The organism is Magnetospirillum gryphiswaldense MSR-1 v2 (genome assembly GCF_000513295.1).
GTDB lineage: Bacteria > Pseudomonadota > Alphaproteobacteria > Rhodospirillales > Magnetospirillaceae > Magnetospirillum > Magnetospirillum gryphiswaldense.
This window is the reverse complement of sequence record NC_023065.1, coordinates 3,466,596-3,483,771: the sequence shown is the minus strand read 5'-3', so window position 1 is coordinate 3,483,771 and position 17,176 is coordinate 3,466,596. Positions and strand designations below refer to the sequence as shown.

Here is a 17,176-nt window from a genome sequence, read left to right as displayed (position 1 = left end):
CTTAAGCCCTTGTGATCAAAAGGTCGTGAAACCGTTTCTTCTGCAACCCGTCCAATGGATGGGTCAGCAGAACCTGGGAGATGCGTTCCGATGCATCCCCGCCATCATAGGGTGAGACCATGGTGCGCATTCCGTCACGGAAGGTTGGATCAAGGGCTTGGGCCAGCGCCGAAGCCACAGCATCGGCGGTTTCATCGCAATCGATAACCGAGGCGGCACGCGGGCGACCGTCTTGCCGCGCCCCCATGTTGACAGTGGGTACGCCGACCGACGGCGCCTCGATGATGCCGCTGGACGAATTGCCCACCACCACCGAGGATTGGTACATGGTGGACAGATAGAGCAACGAGCCCAACGACGGACGAGCCGCCACCCGACCCGGATGCGCCGCCGCGAATTGTTCGACCACGCTGGCGATCGCCCGATTGCCGGGATCCGCATTCACGCCGGTGATCACCACACTGGCATCGGGAAAGCGGCTCAACGCGGTCACCAATTCTCGCATGCCTGCGGCGGGATCCGCCACCCCCACCGTCACCGGATGGTAGGTAACAAGCAAGTTCGTCGGACGCAAAGCCATGCCCAAACGGGCCTCCACTTCGGCCCGCGACAAGGGCGTCAACTTGCGGATGACTTCGACGCCAGGTGACCCGACATTCCAAACTTTGGCCGCATTCTCGCCCATCTGGACAATACGGTCAGCATGGTCTTGGGTTGTGGCGAAGTGCAAATGACTCATCTTGGTGACGGCATGCCGGATCGCGTCATCGATGGCGCCCTCGGTGACCTCTCCCCCATGGATATGAGCCACGGGCAGCCCCAGAAGCATAGCCCCTTGGGCCGCTGGCAGAATTTCGTAACGATCACCCAGCAACACCACCAGATCCGGTTCCAGGCGCTCAAACGCCTCGGTGATGCCGATGCCGGCAAGGGCCAGGGATTTGGCGATGGCCACCGGAGTGTCGGCGGCAAGCAGCATATCGACACGAGCATCGACGGTAAAACCATCGGCCTCGATCATGTCCACCGTCATGCCAAAAACCGGGCTGAGATGTGCGCCAGTCACCACTAATTGCAATTGCGCGCGGGGATCAGCCGCCAAGCGGCGCAGAGTCCAGTACAGCAGACCGTATTCTGCGCGAGTGCCGGTGACGGCACAGATTTTTCGCTTGGGGGCAGTCATCGTGGATCAACCAGAAAAGGGCTGCTGGGAATGTTGATCAGGCGGTCATAGATATCTTCGGCGACCGACACATCCATCCGCGGTCCTTCGGCATAGGGCGGCAGGCGAGACATCAATACCCAGGCGGGTCGGCTCATGTAGCCGGCATCGTTCAACATTTCCAATAGCGTATCGCGTTTGTCGGCCTGAGCCCGATCCAGCAGGATGACATTCAGCCAATAATTGCTGCGGGCGAAACCGGGTTCGGTAAAGAAGCGGACGCCGCCCAGACCGGCAAATGCCTGGTCATATCGCGCCGCCAAAAGGCGTTTAGCCTCTACGATCTCGGGCAAACGTTCTAATTGCGCGCAGCCCAGGGCCGCGTTGATGTTCGGCATACGATAATTGTAGCCGACCATGTCGTGGCTGAATTCCCATCGATGCGGCAGCTTGGCCGTAGTTGTCAAATGTTTGGCTCGCCGCGCCAAATCGGGGTCGTTGGTGAGGATCACCCCCCCCCCACCGGTCGTGACGATTTTATTGCCATTAAAGCTGACGGCCGAGACCACACCGTAATTGCCGGTATGGCGTCCCTTGTAAGTTGTTCCTAAGGATTCTGCGGCATCTTCGACCAACGGCAGACCATGACGATTGCACACTTCAACCAAGGCATCCAGGTCCACCGGATGCCCATAGGTGTGCATACACACCACGGCAGCAATACGGCGTTCGGTTAACCGGTTGACTAGCTTACCGTCTTGGCGTCGACCGACATCGCTCAGCCAAGCGTCCAGTTTCGCCGGATCGAGGCCTAGAGTGTTGGGGCAAGAATCGGCAAAATGGGGAATGGCGCCGCAATAGGCGACCGCAGCGGCGGTCGCAGCGAAAGTCAGAGCCGGGATCACCACCTCATCGTCCTGTCCCACACCGACCAGCATCAGGCAGGAATGCAAAGCGGCCGTGCCGTTGACGACCGCGATCGCATGGCCTACGCCGGTCTGCTCCACCAGCATGTCCTCGAAACGCTCGACGAACTTGCCGGCGGTGGAAATCCAGCCGGTGTCGATGCATTCCTTAACGTAATCCCACTCGCGACCAACAAAACGTGGCTCGTGCAGGGCGGCGGGACCACCGACCACCCGGCTGATGGCATCGACGACGCATCGAGGATCAAAGGCTTGGATCAAACCCGTGGCTCCCAATTACCGTAATAGCTGGTGGGTTGAGCGATGTCGTGGAAGAGACCTTGGCGGATGGCCGCAATCAGCTCCCGCACGCCGTCGGCGACAGTGAAGCGCGGCTGGAAGTGCAAGACTCGAAACACCTTGCCGAAATCGACCCGGTAGTTACGCGGATCGGCGCCATGTTCTTGATAGCGGACTTTGGCATCCGGCAGTTGTTCGAGAATCTGGTCAACGATCATCTGCTTGGTGTTGTTGTTGGAATCACCTCCGGCGTTAAACACCTGGAAGGCGACGCGGGCCTTCGGGGCTTCGATGGCGCAGCGGATCAATTCGGAAAAATCCCGGACATGGCAATAAGGACGCCAAGTATGGGCATCGAATACCAGCAGGTCCTCACCCAAGGCCAGGGCGCGGGTGAATTCGCTGACCGTCAAGTCGAAACGCATGCGCGGGCTGAGACCGAAGGCGGTGGCGAAGCGCAAGACCACTGGCGTGTAATCCACGTCCTTTTGCGACAGTAGCGCCTTTTCCACTGCCACCTTCGACTTGGCGTACAGGGACAACGGCTTCAGCTCGAAGTTCTCGTCGGCAAATTGATCGCCTTCGATCAAGCCGTAATTGGAGCAGGTGGAAACGAAAATAACCCGATTCAATCCCCGCCCATTGAGCAGCTTCAACATGGTTTCATGGCCGGCATCGTTGATGCGGGCTGCCGCCTCGGAAAAGTTCTTGGTGACCGGGTCACCCACCAGACCGGCCAGCAGAACCACATCGGTGATTCCCTCCAGTAAGGATACGAACTGCGCCTCGTCGCTTAGGTCGGCATGCACGAACTCGTAGCCGGGACGGGACAGATAAGGCACCACGGTCAGGCCGTTGCCGTATACCAGCAAGTCGGCGCAGCGAACCTGATAGCCGCTGTCCAACAAATGTCCGGTCAACACCGAACCGATATAGCCCGCCCCGCCCACGATCAGCACCTTTCGCTGCTGGAGACCGTGCTTTTCCAGAATCTCCGAGGTCATGCGCAAAGCTTCATCGAAGATTTCGGTCTGATACGAGTCCGGCAAATGGGCGTTCACGCTGAAAGCGACATGATGGGCGGTCTGGTATTGATGGGAATCAGCCATATCCTGTTGGTTTCCCTAGGTATTCATCCTTACGGATGAGGTTGGCATTGGAATTGGAAGGTTATCGAAGAGAATCCACTACTTTAACCCGGCTTGCCGCACAATCGAGTTCGAGCACTTTGCCTGAAGCCAGGACGGAATACAGTCGTTCACCACAGCCGATGGCAGCGGGCAAGCCGAATTCCGCCGAACGAATAGCCATATGGGAATTGGCCCCGCCGTACTTGGTCACCAATCCCACAATATCGTGCGAGAAAATCCAGTCGTAACCAGGATCCGCCGCCTCGATCAAGACAATATGCCCGTCAATGTCCACGTTGGACGCCACCCCTAATTGGATAGTCGGGGCGGTAACGCTTTTCCCGGTGATGAAGGTGGGGCGCCCTAGCGGTATTCGTACCACGTCGATATCGTCGGGTTCACACAGCAGGTGGGGCAATCGAATCATCTTCGTCAGTTCATAGAACTCACGCCCCCGCGCCACTTTGTCGCGCAACAGACCCAGGTCGGCGGAATTCAGGATATCCGATATTTCCAGGAACGACAGGTCGTCACGCGACAGCCCCAGACCAGCCCCCCATCGGTCGATGGCGGCTAGACCGTTGCTGACATTGCGAGTGAAGTTGAATTTCGCTTCCTCGCGCGCGGCAACGCCCGCCGTCACATAGTGCAGAAGGTGACCGCAATCCACCTGATAGCCGGCCTCGGACAAAAGCTGGTCGATGGCCTTGCGTTCTTCGCCGGTGGGTTGGAATGGCTCGACCTGCTCGGGGGCGTGGCTGTGACGCCCCAGATAAAGGTCTGGCGATTCGTCATAGCGAGCTGACAGAATATCGTAGGTTCCAGGCCGCAGATGACCGTAACGGGTCAGGAAATCGCCGCGCGATTTCTCGCCGATACTGACTTGATGGAGATCCGCGACGAACTCGCCGGCAACGGTCTCAATGTTGTGCATGAAAAGGTCGGCCCGATACTGGCTTAACGCGCCACGGGCAACCAAACTTTTCAAAAACGTCATCCCGATGAATGCGTGTCGCGCCAATTCCGAGAACGGGATCGTCCCCTCATTGCGGCAATCGTCCAACATCTGGGCCAAGTCACCGTGACCCGCCAACCCCCGTGTCCGCTCCAGCAAGTGCGCCATCCGCGGAACCGATGTCAGGGCGCGGGCGGTGAGACCCTTAAGGTGATACTCAAATTCCGCGATTTGGCCGTGGGAAAGCCCGTCCTCAGCCAGACGATCGGTCGGAAATGCCAAATCACGGCAGGTGACCGCCACCTCGAATTCGATCTTGTCATGGCTTTCCGGTTTGGCGGCTAGGCGCGCTAATTGACCGTTCACCAGCATTTCCGCAAGCTCATCCGACACCGACTGAGGCAGAAAGGAATTGAGCGACAGGCGCACGTCGATATAGGGGCGGCCATGCAGATCAAGCAGCAGTGGATGAGGAACCGCGCGGTAGCCCATGTTGACTCGGGCCCGCCACCAAGCACCGTCGGTGATCAAGTTCTTGTAAAGGGACAAGGACAACGGCCGTGGAGCATTACCGATCATCTCGGCGGGGTTCCAGTCCGGCATCTCACCCAAAACGGTGGTGCTTCCGCAAACCCCCGCGGCCGGCTTCATCAGATCGGTCAGCCGTATCCGCACTTCGTCAAGGCTTGCCGAGACCTTGGACGTGTCGATGTTCTGCCATTGCTTGCTGGCGGCCAAAGGTCGCGCCTGCAAAATATAAAGCTGACCGCCATGGGTCATGCAAAACTCTACATCCAGGTCGTCGCATCCAGTGGCGACAACAAGTTCAGAGACAGTGGCGATAATCCTGCGAATACGCGGGCTGTGGACTGCTTGCGGACGAGCATGGTGCACCAGGACGGTCTTGCTCTCCCCACCGCCGGTAACCGTATCGGTTCGCCCGGTGAGGTCGTCGTAATTGACGACGTAATATGGCCCCCCCGCTTCGATATCGCGGCTCAACGCCACGCCGGACAAAGCCACATCTTGGACCATCGGCTGAACCAGAACTTGGTCGCCGGACCGCCCCCCACCATAGCTACCGAAAACCTCAGTGATCGCCTGATGTACTCCCTGATGTTCGGCGGCGACGTTGGCGATACTTTTAAAGGCGCCGGCCATTGAGTTGTCCCAACCGTCCTCGCAAGCCGCACTGGAACGAACAACCAGCAGAACACCGGGAAACTGCTCAATAATTAAATCAATTAACTTCTTTGGATTCGCCTGCCATTCAGAAAAATTAACAATAATCTGTGGACAAAATAGTGCGTCCTTAAATGGCATGACCTGAAGTCGCGCCAAAGTCTCGGCTTTTGTCCCAAATTCGAAGACTATATTCTGTATATCCATATTATATTTTTTGTATACCTCAGGTTAATAATTCGATAATTTGGCATCATCGAAGGCATTTGACACAAGCAATACTTATCCGTGACGACGCCTATCCCAGGCCACCCTGTCCGCACAAGTCATCTTCCGACATACCCAGCATCTTCGGCACATGGATCCGACTGGCTTCAAACCGTCGTTGAAGCGCCTCATAGGCCAGAAGCGGCGCCTTCAGATCGGTCAACACCACCGCATCGATATCGACCGCGTCATCCAAAGACGAAACCCGCGGTCGTCCATGAAAACGTCCGGGCTCCATAGATTCATCCACCAAGCAGATAACCGAAACGTCCAAATCGTGGATGCAAAGCATGAATACGTCAGCTAATTCACTTGCCCCAAACAACGCCAGACGGCGATGACCCGCGACTTGGCAATTTTCCACCACCACTTCGCATTGCCGCCGAGCTGCACGGAAAAATCCGAATGACTGCGTGAGATACTCGATACTCAGGCGGCTTTTTTCAGCGAAGCCGGTGAGAGTCAGATAATACATATACCGGTTGGCGGGAACCTGCTCGATCTTGATCAAACCCTTGGTGACGCAGCGGCGCAAATATGCGTTGGCCATGCCAACGGCAATCCCCAACTCGTTGGCAATTCGTCTTTGCGTCAAGGCGCTGTTGGAATGCACAAGCCTCAACAAGCGCAAGATGACCTCTGCCTCCGAATTGATACCAGAAGTCTGGTCAGGATGAGCGTTCATACCGCGAACACTACCCCCCTCACTGACTAGTGTCAATTGGCGGCTTGACCGGTAAAGACCCCAGTCAAACCGACACCTCAAGGACCCGGCGCAGCGCGTCGATCACCTTGGACACCGTCTCGCCATCCATTCTTGGCAGCAGCGGCAAAGTCAGGCTTTGACGTTGCGCCCGCCACGAATGGGGCAACGCCCCGGCGGCGTATCCAAATCGGATAAATGCCGGATGAGCATGCTGGGCATAGGTACCTAAAGTCGTTTCGACGCCAGCCTGCCGCATGTCGCCGACCACCCGGTCACGGTCGATGTTGTCGCCCAGCATAACGACGAAGGATTGGAACGTGCCGCTGCCCACGACGTCGAATTGCGGCAAGGCCACATCTGCCCACCCCGCCAAACCCTGCCGGTACAAAGCGGCGGTCCGGCGACGATCGGCCAGGATGGCGTCCAGCCGCTTCATCTGGGCGATGCCCAGGACCGCCTGAATTTCCGACAGACGGTAATTGTAGCCGTTCTCGACGAACTCCAGCCCGACCTTGGGACCGGCTTGGCCGCCATGGCTCCGCAACAGACGCAGCCGCGCCGCCAAAGCGTCGTCATTGGTGGTCACCATTCCGCCTTCGCCGGTGGTGATCAGCTTGCGCGGATGGAAGCTGAAGCACCCCACACCAGGACCACCACCACAGCGGATCTCGTCGCGTTCGGCACCGATAGCACAGGCGGCGTCTTCCACCACGAACAAGCCATGCCGATCGGCCATGGCGGCGATGGCCTTGACGTCGGCGGGCATGCCGAAGGGATGGACCGGCATGATCGCCTTGGTCCGCGCCGTCACTTTGCCGACCGCGTCGTCTACATCCAGATCGAAACCTCCGGGGCGACAATCGACGAAGACCGGAACCGCACCGGTCTGGATGATGGCGTTGGCGCTGGCCGGAAACGAGAAATCGGACACCAGCACCTCGTCTCCCGCGCCGATGCCTTTGGCGGCCAGAGCCAAGTGCAAGGCGGTGGTCGCTGAAGTGGTGGCGACGGCATGTTTCACCCCGACGGTCCGAGCGACCAGCGATTCGAATTCAGCGACCATGCGACCGCAGGTCAGCTGTCCCGACTCAATCACGGCCCGCAGATTCTCGGTGACCTCATCGTAGCTCAGATCAGGGCGGATGATGGGAATCACGATGCATGGCTCCGATACCAAGCGATGGTCTGCTTCAGCCCCTGTTCCAGACTGGTGGTGGCAATGGGACCGATCAAGGCGGTGGCGGCTTTGACATCGCCGCAATGACGGCGCACGTCGGCGACGCGCGACGGTTGCCAGTCGATGCCGCCTTGGTAGCCCACTTCGGCGCAGATGCCGTCGACGATGGCCTTGATGGTGGTTTCACAGCCCGAACCCAAATTCAGCACCCGACCCTTGATGTCGTCGTGCTGGGACAGTTTCAAGGTGGCTTCCACCGTGTCGCCCACATAGATAAAATCGCGGGTCTGCAGGCCGTCACCCTGGATCATCGGCTGGCCGCCTTCGCGAATCTTGCGTAGCGTCAAGGGGATGATGGCAGCCAACTGGCCGTCGTTTTGACGCGGGCCGTAATTGTTGAACGACCGGATCATGGTGATGTCGGCACCAAACATCTTGACATAGGATGACAACAGTAAGTCGCCCGCCGCCTTGCCGGCGGCATAAGAGGTTTCCGCCAACAACGGATGATTTTCATCCATGGGCACGTACTGGGCGGTACCGTAAACCTCGGATGACGAGAAATGCACCAAACGGCCAAAGGCACCTTGGCGCTGCAACTCGGCCAGTGCGATCGCGATGTCCAGATTGACCCGACAGGCACCAGCCGGATTGAAGAAGGAATAAAGCAGCGCCTTGGTGGCCAAGTTGAACACCAAGTCAGGCTTAACCTTGTCCATCACTGCCGCCATAGCGGTCAGCTCGCCGGCATCTTCGCGCAGCACCGTCAGCCGGTCGCCGTGCAGGCGGCAGGCCTGGTCCAGATTCTCCTCCTTGCCCAGGAAGAAGCTATCGACCACTGCCACATGGGCGGCATTCTCGGCCAACAATGCGTCCACCAGATGACTGCCGATGAAGCCGGCGCCGCCGGTGACGACAACCCGCTTGCCTGCGAAACGTCCCGCCATAATCAGGCCCCCGCCTTCAACGCGTCCTGAATGGCCCAGGCCAGCCGCAACGAGCGCAGAGCACTGGCGCCGTCGGTCTTGGGCTTGCCGCCATTCTTGACCACCTCGACGAAATGGCTGATCTCGCGCACCAGCGGTTCGGAATGGCGCACATAGACACGATCCATGGCCAAGTCCATGACGTAGCCCCCAGCCGAGCCCGACGGCAGATCGGACGCCCGGCTCTGGCGGTAGATCATCATTTCCTGGCGCAGGTAATCGGCCTCGACGAAGCCAATGTCGGCGGTGATGTGCAATTGGCGGATTTTGTTCTGAGTGATACGGCTGGCGGTGAAGCTGGCCACCATGCCGCCGGCGTAGCGCACCAAGGCGGTGACGAAATCGTGGCCAAAACCCTGCACATCGATGCCCTGGGCCTGGACGCTGACGACGTCGTCGGTGATCAACCCGTTGGCGACATCGAGATCATGGATCATCAGATCCATCACCACATCCACGTCGGTGATACGCGACGACACCGCGCTCATCCGGCGGGCGTCCAGAGCATATATCTTGTGGCTGCCGGCCAGGAACTGCCCCAACTGCTCGACCGCCGGATTGAATCGTTCAATATGACCGACCATCAGCACGGCACCGCTTTTTTCCGCGGCGCTGATCAACGACTGGCATTGTTCCTCGGTAACCGCCAACGGCTTTTCCACCAAACAGTGAATGCCGTTCTGCAGCAGCAGAGTTCCGATCTCGCCATGGGTCACCGATGGGCTGGCAATGGTCACAGCGTCAACCTTGCCCACCAGATCTTCCGCGCGCTCGAACACCTGGCAGCCATATTGCTTGGCTAAAGCCTCGGCCCGGTTGCGGTCGGGATCGACCAAACCAACCAGTTCCGGCCCCTGCAGTTGACTGTAAACCCGTAAATGGTTAGAGCCCATGTTCCCGGAACCGACCACGGCGACGCGCATCAGATTACCCTCCGAATTAAGATCGGACTTTGTTCCACGCTAGGCGCATGCGGGTCAAGGACGATGGTTGGTCGAAAAGGCCGCGCAGGCCGGCGGCGCCGCATCGGCGGGACGCCTCGGGACCAGCAGAACAACCTTACCATAGACGATTTTGTGCTCGATCCAGTCCGCATCGTGCAAGCCTAACACCTCGGTCGCGAATCGCGACCAGATCTCGGGGTAATAGCGGCTGTAAAGACCAGGATCGGGAAAGCTGAAATAAATGCTGGGGTAACCCAAGCGTGCGACCACTTCGCGCAAGGACGAGACCTCGGCCATGGCCTGATGCACTGTCGGGCCCCAGAAATCCAGGTCGCAAATCAGATGACCACCGATGAAATTCCGCAAGGCCAGACCCGGTTCGTAGTGCAGGTACAGGATCGGGCGATCGACCACCTCGTCGAACTGTTCCGGTGTCAGCTCAACACGCATTCTTTCGGCGATATTCAGATCAACGTTGTGTTGGCGGTAACGATCGAAAGCCGCCTCCAGCACCGCATTCGGTCCCTTCCCGAAGTCCAGGCCGGCCTTTTGCCCCTGACGGACCAGGACCACCCCCCCCACGCCTGCCATCACCAGCAACACCGTCAGCGCTGCCCGACACCGACCCGTGCGCCAAGGCGGCGACCACCTCGTATGGGCCAGCACATAGGCCGGGTACCAGCTGAACATGTGCAAGCTGATAAGAGCCGCCTTGCTGTAAGGCGGGCTTGAGCGATAAAGCGTAAGGTATTGAAGCAATTGCGGGAGCAGCACCAGACCGAACGGCGCCAAACCCAATGCCAACCATGCCTTCCCCAGATACCGGTTCCGGAGCCAAAAGACGATCAAGCCAATCCCGGCGAGCAGGTAAATATTGCGCCAATCAACCCAAAATCTGGCCAGAACTCCGTCGGTCAAGATACCAAGGTCGTTCAAGGTTCCCTGCAATAACAGGTTTTTGGGTGGCGCAGCCACGTCGATCAGTTTGGAGCCGGGGTAATAAGGACTGGGCGGAACCAGGAAGCACGCGATGTCGCGCACCGAAAGCACTACCAACAACAGCCCTATAACCACCCACGGCGTTAAATCCCACCGCTTTTGATGCGACCAAACCAAGCCGTACCCGACCAGCATGATCATACCTGCGTAGAAAGCGCCATAATGCCGACCGACAACCATGAAGATGGCAGCAGCAGCCGTCCACAGCGCCCGGGTGCGCAAATCGTCTTCACGGGTCATGGTCACCAGCATGACCGCGCCAGGCAGGAACAGCAGGGCGTCGCCCCAATTGCGCGCCAACGTCGTCCGGTACAAGAAATCAAAGGCCAATAAGGCCAGAACCAGCCCCGCATACGCCAGCAAAGCGGGCCGTGAGCGGGCCAAGCCCTCGGCGAGCACGCCAATACTGAGAATGGCCGCAAGGATGGACGCCGCGCTATAGGCCTGCCAGGCGGAGAACACGCCCAAGCTCTTACCCAGAACCGATAGCCCCATGAGATCGAGGTTGAAAAAGATACTCGCCAGATAGCCGTTTCCGAAGGCGAAATCTTCGATCCGAGCGAAGCGGCCTAATTGGAACGAATCCTCGATATATAAGGGATACCAGCCATGATGCGACGATAGGCTGGCGGACGGATCCAGTTGGATCATGCGCAGGACCCAAATCACCAAGGCCAGCATGATGACGATCAGCATCGCCGAGTATCGACCGCCAAACTGCGGCTGGGGCGCGGGCAAAGCCAGCCTCAATACGCCGCCGCCAATAACGGCGATCAACGCCGACAAGGGGATAAACCAATTTATCGAGGCGCCGAACTGGCGCAGAACCAATAAGGCCAGAGTACTGGCTGCGGCCCAAACCATAAAGCCGAACGCCGTGCCCAGAACACCACGTTGGCGCAAAATCAAGCCGGAAAGCCAACACAATCCTGACAACAGAACAATATACCCTAAAAAAGCCCGTTGCGGTGGGGCGACAAACAGGATGTCTAACAAAGGCATGATACGATCCACCGGCAGAGGAGGCGTCTATTGTCGTGCGTTAGGTTTCCGTTTCCCTGCTCCGACGAGCGGCACTATGGGACGTGGTCATGGCATAGCTGTCTGGTGGACGCAATAGAGTTATAGTGCGGCTCCGCCACGCCCATAATTGACAAACACTAGCCGGGACCGCTAGGTTCGTGTGCTTTCCAAAAGGCTAGGTGCTCCAAAGTGAAAGTCGTCATTCTTTGCGGCGGTCAGGGCACGCGTATCCGCGACGTCGCCGACAACATCCCAAAGCCGATGATCCCCGTGGGGCCGGCACCCATCCTGTGGCATGTGATGAAATCCTATGCCGCCCACGGCTTCACCGAGTTCGTGCTGTGCCTGGGCTATAAAAGCCACACCATCAAGGAATTCTTCCTGAACTATCAGGCCTTCACCAGCGACTTCACCCTGACGCTGGGGCGCGAGAAGGCCATCGACTATCATGGCGATCACGACGAAAGCGGTTGGAAGATCACCCTGGCCGAAACCGGTCTCGATTCCCTGACCGGTACCCGGGTCAAGCGCATCGCCAAATATCTGGGCGACGACCAGGACTTCCTGCTCACCTACGCCGACGGCGTCGCCGATATCGACATCAATGCCCTGGTCGATTTTCATCGCGGCCACGGCAAGCTGGTCACCGTCACCGGCGTACGTCCGCCCGGCCGCTTCGGCGAATTGGGGGTCGAGGCCGACGGCAGCGTGCGCGAGTTCAACGAAAAGCCCCAGGCCACCGGCGGCTGCATCTCCGGCGGCTACTTCGTCTGCAACCGCAAAATGCTGGATTACATCGGCGACGACAATGTCATGCTGGAACAAGATCCTATGCGCAAGGTGGTGGCCGACGGCCAGTTGATGGTCTATCGCCATGACGGTTTCTGGCAATGCATGGACACCTATCGCGACTATACGCTGCTGAATGATCTGTGGAACGCGGACCGGGCTCCGTGGAGATGCTGGTGATGGAAAAACTGTTCGCCGCCTTCAAGGGCAAGCGGGTGCTGGTCACCGGCGACACCGGCTTCAAGGGGTCGTGGCTGTGTCTGTGGCTGACCGAACTGGGAGCCGAGGTCACCGGCTATGCCCTGCCGCCCGAAGGTGAGCGTCCGCTGTTCGACCTGCTGGGCTTGCGCCAGTACATGCGTCATGTGGATGGCGACGTCCGTGATCTCGATCATATGTCCCAGGTCTTCGCCGAAACCCAGCCCGAAGTGGTCATCCATCTGGCCGCCCAGGCCCTGGTGCGGCTGTCCTATGAACAGCCCAAGCAGACCATCGACACCAATGTGGGCGGATCGCTGAACCTGCTGGAATGCCTGCGTGCCAGCGATTCGGTGCGGGCGGCGGTCTACATCACCTCGGACAAGTGCTACGAAAACAAGGAATGGGTGTGGGGCTACCGCGAAACCGACGAACTGGGCGGACGTGACCCCTATTCGGCATCGAAAGCGGCGGCGGAAATCATTTTTTCCGCCTATTGCTCCAGCTATTTCGACTCCCGCCCCGGCTTCGGCATCGCCAGCACCCGTGCCGGCAACGTCATCGGCGGCGGCGATTGGGCCCGCGACCGCATCATCCCCGATTGCATCCGCGCCCTGGAAGCCGGACAGCCGGTACCGGTGCGCAACCCCCATGCCACCCGCCCATGGCAGCATGTGTTGGAGCCGCTGTCGGGCTATCTGTCCGTCGCCGCCCAGCTGCTGCACCAGCCGAAGAAATTCGGCGGCGCCTGGAATTTCGGCCCGCCCGTCGGTTCGGTCCGTACCGTCGGCGAATTGGTGGCCGAGGCGGTCAAGGTCTGGGGCGAAGGGTCGTTCCAGGTCTCGCCCGAGGCCAACGCCCCGCACGAAGCCCGGCTGTTGCAGTTGAACACCGACCGCGCCGCCGTGGATCTGGCCTGGCGGTCACGCTGGGGAGTGGATGAAACCATCGACCGCACCATCGGCTGGTATCGTCAGGTCATCCGTGAAAACGCCTCGCCCCGCGCCGTCTGCCAGAACCAGATCAACGATTACATGGGCACAAGCCGGTGATCGACGGTGTCGTCCTCACCCCGTTGCGCCGTATCGCCGACGACCGGGGCGCGGTGATGCATATGTTGCGCGTTGATTCTCCGGTTTTCCAGCAATTCGGCGAGATTTACTTTTCCTCGGTCCATCCTGGCAAGATCAAGGCCTGGCACTACCACCACCGCATGAGCCTGAACTACGCGGTACCGGTGGGCCGCATCAATTTCGTCCTGTTCGATCCTCGCCCACACAGCCTTACCCATGGTCAGGTGCAGGAAATCGCTTTGGGCGATGATGATTATGCCCTGGTCAGCGTACCGCCGGGCTTATGGACCGGCTTTCAATGCGTCGGCGGAGAAACCGCCCTGGTCGCCAATTGCGCCACCCTTGCCCATGACCCGAGCGAGGGTGAACGCAAGGATCATGACGACCCGTCCATCCCCTATGTCTGGCGGGAGAGGCCATGACCGCCATCCTGATCACCGGCGGCAGCGGCTATGTGGGTGGGCGTCTGGCCCGCCATCTGCTGACGCGGGGCCATGATATCCGCTTGGCCAGCCGTCGCCCGCTTTCACCCATCTGGGCCAAGGATGCCCGAACCATCGTGCTGGATTGGGACGATCCGGCCAGTGTGGCGGCGGCGTGCGCCGGCTGCCGGACCGTGGTGCATCTGGCCGGCCTGTCCGATGCCGAATGCGCCCGTGATCCGATACAAGCCCTGCGCATCAACGGTGAATACACCATCCGCCTGCTGGAAGCGGCCATCACCGCCGGCTGCCGGCGCTTCGTCCTGTTTTCCACCGCCCATGTCTACGGCGCCCGCCTGAACGGCGTGGTGGACGAAACCACGCTGCCGCTGCCCCGCCATCCTTACGGCATCAGCAACCGGGTAGCCGAGGATTTCGTCTTGGCCGCCCACGCCCAGGGCCGTATCGGCGCATTGGCCCTGCGCCTGTCCAACGCCATCGGCGCCCCGGTCCATGCCGATATCGATCGCTGGGGCTTGCTGGTCAACGATTTATGCCGGGCGGCGGCGGCGGGCGGACCGTTGGTGATGCGAAGCAGCGGTCTGGTCAGCCGCGATTTCATCCCACTGGCCGATGTGGAAAACGCCTTGGCCCATCTGCTGACGCTTCCGCCGGACGCCTGGGGCGACGGCTTGATGAATTTGGGCAGCGGACACAGCACGAGTGCGGCGGCCATGGCCGATCTGGTGCTGGCCCGCGCCCGTGCCAAGGGTCTGATCGTCGCCTTGCAGCGCCCCGCCCCCGCCCCCGGTGAAACGGCGGCACCGTTGGAATACCGGATCGACAGGCTGCGTGCCTGCGGTTTCACCCCGCAAGCCGATCTGGCGGCGGCCATCGACGAAACCCTTGATTTCTGTCTGGCCCAGGCCAAGGCTACGCCATGACCCATGTTCCCCTGATCACGATCATCATCCCCACCTACAATCAGGCCGACTGGCTGCGCGAGGCCTTGCACTCCGTCCTGGCTCAACGGGTGACCGATTGGGAAGCCATCGTCATCAACAATCACTCCGCCGACCATACCGAAAGTGTGGTGGCGGAAATCAACGATCCGCGCATCCGTCTGATCACCTTCGCCAATCACGGCATCATCGCCGCCTCGCGCAATATCGGCATCACCGAAGCCCGGGGACAATGGGTGGCCTTCCTTGATTCCGACGATGTCTGGCACGCCGACAAGCTGGAAACCTGTCTGCCGCATCTGACCGACGACACCGATATCGTCACCCACGGGGTGCATTTCTGGGACGGCAGCCGCATCCTGCGCGATTGGCTGCCGGGGCCGGAACGGCAGGCACAATTGCGCAATCTGTTGTTCGAGGGCTCGGCCATGTCGCCATCGGCGACCATCATCCGCCGCTCGCTGCTGCAACAGGTCGGCGGTGTCAGCGAGGATGCCGCCCTGCGCAGCGCCGAGGATTATGAATTGCAGCTCAAGCTGGTCAAGGCCGGGGCGCGCATCCGCTTTCTCCCCCTGATGCTCAGCAAGTACCGCATCCATCCCGGCCAGCAAAGCAAATCGGCGGAACGTCATATGCAGGCATCGCTGCTGGCGGTGCGAATGCATTATGATTCCCTGACGGACCGTTCGTGGCGCGACGCCCTGCGCTTTCGCCGCCGCCTGGCCAGCCTGCATTATGGGGCCGGGCGGCTTTATCAGGAAGCCGGCGACCAGATCAGCGCCCGCCGGTTCTTTACCCGATCCCTGCGCCAATGGCCGCTGCTGCCGCGAAACTGGGTCGCCTTGGTCTTGAGCCTGATCCCGCGTGGCCCCACCAAGGCGCCCCATGACCGTCTGCCGGTACTGATCAACGGCCTGCATGCCAAAAGCGGCGGCGGCGTCACCTATCTGCGCAACATCCTGGGCGATCTGGCCGATGACCACCGGCTTGAGATCCATCTGCTGCTGCACGAAGACCAATACACTTTGTTCGGCGAACCGCCAGAAGGCGTGCGCCTGCATCTGTTACAGTTCAAGACCGGTTTCCTGCGACTTTTATTGTGGGAACAGTTCGCCTTGCCGATCCTGGCCCGCGAAATGCTGGCGGTGGTGACCTTTTCCCCCGCCAATTATGGTCCCTTCGCCGCCCCCAATCCGGTGATCCTGTTGCGCAATTCGCTGGCCGTGGTGCAGCGGGACAAGCGTCTGAGCAAGCGGGTCTATTGGGGCATGCTGGCCTTGGCCACCGCCCTGTCGCTGATCACCTGCCGCCGGGCCATCGCCGTGTCCGATTACGCCCGCCGCTCCCTCAGTTTCGGCCTGCCGGATTCCATCGTCAAACGCGTCGAGATCATCCACCACGGCATCGCCCCGGCCTTCACCCCCGATGCTTCGGTGCGCCGCGAGCAAAGCACCTTGCTGGCGGTCTGCGACATCTATGTGCAGAAAAACCTGCACACCCTGATCAAGGCCATGGCCTTGCTGCAAGCCCATCAGCCTTCGGCCCGCCTGCTGATCGCCGGCCGCATCATCGACCCCGATTATCATGGCGAATTGCTGCGACAGATCGAACACTTGAACATGGGGGCCATGATCACCTTCCTGGGCGGCTGTTCGCAGGAACGCCTGATCGAGCTTTATCGAAGCTGCACCGTGTTCGTCTTCCCCTCGACCATCGAAACCTTCGGCAATCCGCTGGTCGAGGCCATGGCCTGCGGCGCCCCCATCGCCAGTTCCAACACCTCGGCCATGCCGGAAGTGGTGGGCGACGCCGCCCGCCTGTTCGACCCGCTCGATACCCAGGCCATGGCCGAGGCCATCAGCGGCCTGCTGGACGACCCGGCGGCCCGGGCCGAACTCAGCCGCCGCGGCGTGGAGCGGGCACAACAGTATTCCTGGAAACAGACGGCCGCCAAGACCGCCGATGTTCTGGTCGATGCCGCACGGCGAGATTGATC

General features: G+C 60.0%; 14 protein-coding genes. 5 read left to right on the top strand and 9 right to left on the bottom strand.

The features are described 5' to 3' along the window. Position 1: 1 nt before the first annotated feature. The 9 genes from neuC to MGMSRV2_RS16735 form a co-directional block, all read right to left on the bottom strand. Positions 2-1,183 carry a UDP-N-acetylglucosamine 2-epimerase gene (gene neuC / locus MGMSRV2_RS16775; protein WP_024081552.1) on the bottom strand — a complete coding sequence of 394 codons (1,182 nt, stop codon included), beginning with the start codon at positions 1,181-1,183 and terminating at the stop codon, positions 2-4. Then, positions 1,180-2,349: a LegC family aminotransferase gene (locus MGMSRV2_RS16770; protein ID WP_041633709.1), complete on the bottom strand. Its 1,170-nt coding sequence runs from the start codon at positions 2,347-2,349 to the stop codon at positions 1,180-1,182. The genes neuC and MGMSRV2_RS16770 overlap by 4 nt, the downstream gene beginning before the upstream one ends. Then, entirely contained in the window at positions 2,346-3,476 is a 1,131-nt protein-coding gene (locus tag MGMSRV2_RS16765) for an NAD-dependent epimerase/dehydratase family protein (protein ID WP_024081550.1), read from the bottom strand. The genes MGMSRV2_RS16770 and MGMSRV2_RS16765 overlap by 4 nt, the downstream gene beginning before the upstream one ends. Before the next feature lie 61 nt (positions 3,477-3,537). After that, positions 3,538-5,841 carry a PEP-utilizing enzyme gene (locus tag MGMSRV2_RS16760; RefSeq protein ID WP_041633708.1) on the bottom strand — a complete coding sequence of 768 codons (2,304 nt, stop codon included), beginning with the start codon at positions 5,839-5,841 and terminating at the stop codon, positions 3,538-3,540. Between the two features lie 91 nt (positions 5,842-5,932). Beyond that, positions 5,933-6,586, bottom strand: a complete 654-nt coding sequence (locus MGMSRV2_RS16755; RefSeq protein ID WP_024081548.1) for a winged helix-turn-helix transcriptional regulator — start codon at positions 6,584-6,586, stop codon at positions 5,933-5,935. Positions 6,587-6,650: 64 nt separating this feature from the next. Beyond that, positions 6,651-7,763 carry a DegT/DnrJ/EryC1/StrS family aminotransferase gene (locus tag MGMSRV2_RS16750; protein WP_041633706.1) on the bottom strand — a complete coding sequence of 371 codons (1,113 nt, stop codon included), beginning with the start codon at positions 7,761-7,763 and terminating at the stop codon, positions 6,651-6,653. Then, positions 7,760-8,731 (bottom strand): GDP-mannose 4,6-dehydratase, encoded by a 972-nt coding sequence (locus MGMSRV2_RS16745; RefSeq protein ID WP_024081546.1) that lies wholly within the window; start codon positions 8,729-8,731, stop codon positions 7,760-7,762. The genes MGMSRV2_RS16750 and MGMSRV2_RS16745 overlap by 4 nt, the downstream gene beginning before the upstream one ends. Before the next feature lie 2 nt (positions 8,732-8,733). Further along, entirely contained in the window at positions 8,734-9,693 is a 960-nt protein-coding gene (locus tag MGMSRV2_RS16740; protein WP_024081545.1) for a Gfo/Idh/MocA family protein, read from the bottom strand. 54 nt (positions 9,694-9,747) lie between these two features. Further along, positions 9,748-11,715, bottom strand: a complete 1,968-nt coding sequence (locus tag MGMSRV2_RS16735; RefSeq protein WP_024081544.1) for a hypothetical protein — start codon at positions 11,713-11,715, stop codon at positions 9,748-9,750. A gap of 210 nt (positions 11,716-11,925) precedes the next feature. Here MGMSRV2_RS16735 and rfbF point away from each other — a divergent pair, with 210 nt between their 5' ends. From rfbF to MGMSRV2_RS16710, 5 genes are read left to right on the top strand one after another with little or no spacing between them, the layout of a single operon-like run. After that, the gene (gene rfbF, locus MGMSRV2_RS16730) at positions 11,926-12,705 is read left to right on the top strand and encodes a glucose-1-phosphate cytidylyltransferase (protein ID WP_024081543.1); all 780 of its coding nucleotides are present in this window, start codon (positions 11,926-11,928) and stop codon (positions 12,703-12,705) included. Continuing rightward, complete coding sequence (gene rfbG / locus MGMSRV2_RS16725; RefSeq protein ID WP_041634738.1) at positions 12,705-13,775, top strand: CDP-glucose 4,6-dehydratase; 1,071 nt, start codon at positions 12,705-12,707, stop codon at positions 13,773-13,775. The genes rfbF and rfbG overlap by 1 nt, the downstream gene beginning before the upstream one ends. Continuing rightward, on the top strand, positions 13,772-14,218 hold the full coding sequence (locus MGMSRV2_RS16720; RefSeq protein ID WP_024081541.1) for a dTDP-4-dehydrorhamnose 3,5-epimerase family protein: 447 nt from the start codon (positions 13,772-13,774) through the stop codon (positions 14,216-14,218). The genes rfbG and MGMSRV2_RS16720 overlap by 4 nt, the downstream gene beginning before the upstream one ends. Further along, entirely contained in the window at positions 14,215-15,162 is a 948-nt protein-coding gene (locus MGMSRV2_RS16715; protein WP_024081540.1) for an NAD-dependent epimerase/dehydratase family protein, read from the top strand. The genes MGMSRV2_RS16720 and MGMSRV2_RS16715 overlap by 4 nt, the downstream gene beginning before the upstream one ends. After that, positions 15,159-17,174 carry a glycosyltransferase gene (locus MGMSRV2_RS16710; protein ID WP_024081539.1) on the top strand — a complete coding sequence of 672 codons (2,016 nt, stop codon included), beginning with the start codon at positions 15,159-15,161 and terminating at the stop codon, positions 17,172-17,174. Before MGMSRV2_RS16715 ends, MGMSRV2_RS16710 begins: the two co-directional genes overlap by 4 nt. Positions 17,175-17,176: the final 2 nt, after the last annotated feature.

Coding starts and splice junctions, on each gene's coding strand:
- MGMSRV2_RS16715 (WP_024081540.1), top strand. CDS start 14,215: ATGACCGCCATCCTGATCACCGGCGGCAGCGGCTATGTGGGTGGGCGT.
- MGMSRV2_RS16745 (WP_024081546.1), bottom strand. CDS start 8,731: ATGGCGGGACGTTTCGCAGGCAAGCGGGTTGTCGTCACCGGCGGCGCC.
- MGMSRV2_RS16755 (WP_024081548.1), bottom strand. CDS start 6,586: ATGAACGCTCATCCTGACCAGACTTCTGGTATCAATTCGGAGGCAGAG.
- MGMSRV2_RS16760 (WP_041633708.1), bottom strand. CDS start 5,841: ATGGATATACAGAATATAGTCTTCGAATTTGGGACAAAAGCCGAGACT.
- rfbG (WP_041634738.1), top strand. CDS start 12,705: ATGGAAAAACTGTTCGCCGCCTTCAAGGGCAAGCGGGTGCTGGTCACC.
- MGMSRV2_RS16765 (WP_024081550.1), bottom strand. CDS start 3,476: ATGGCTGATTCCCATCAATACCAGACCGCCCATCATGTCGCTTTCAGC.
- MGMSRV2_RS16740 (WP_024081545.1), bottom strand. CDS start 9,693: ATGCGCGTCGCCGTGGTCGGTTCCGGGAACATGGGCTCTAACCATTTA.
- neuC (WP_024081552.1), bottom strand. CDS start 1,183: ATGACTGCCCCCAAGCGAAAAATCTGTGCCGTCACCGGCACTCGCGCA.
- MGMSRV2_RS16735 (WP_024081544.1), bottom strand. CDS start 11,715: ATGCCTTTGTTAGACATCCTGTTTGTCGCCCCACCGCAACGGGCTTTT.
- MGMSRV2_RS16710 (WP_024081539.1), top strand. CDS start 15,159: ATGACCCATGTTCCCCTGATCACGATCATCATCCCCACCTACAATCAG.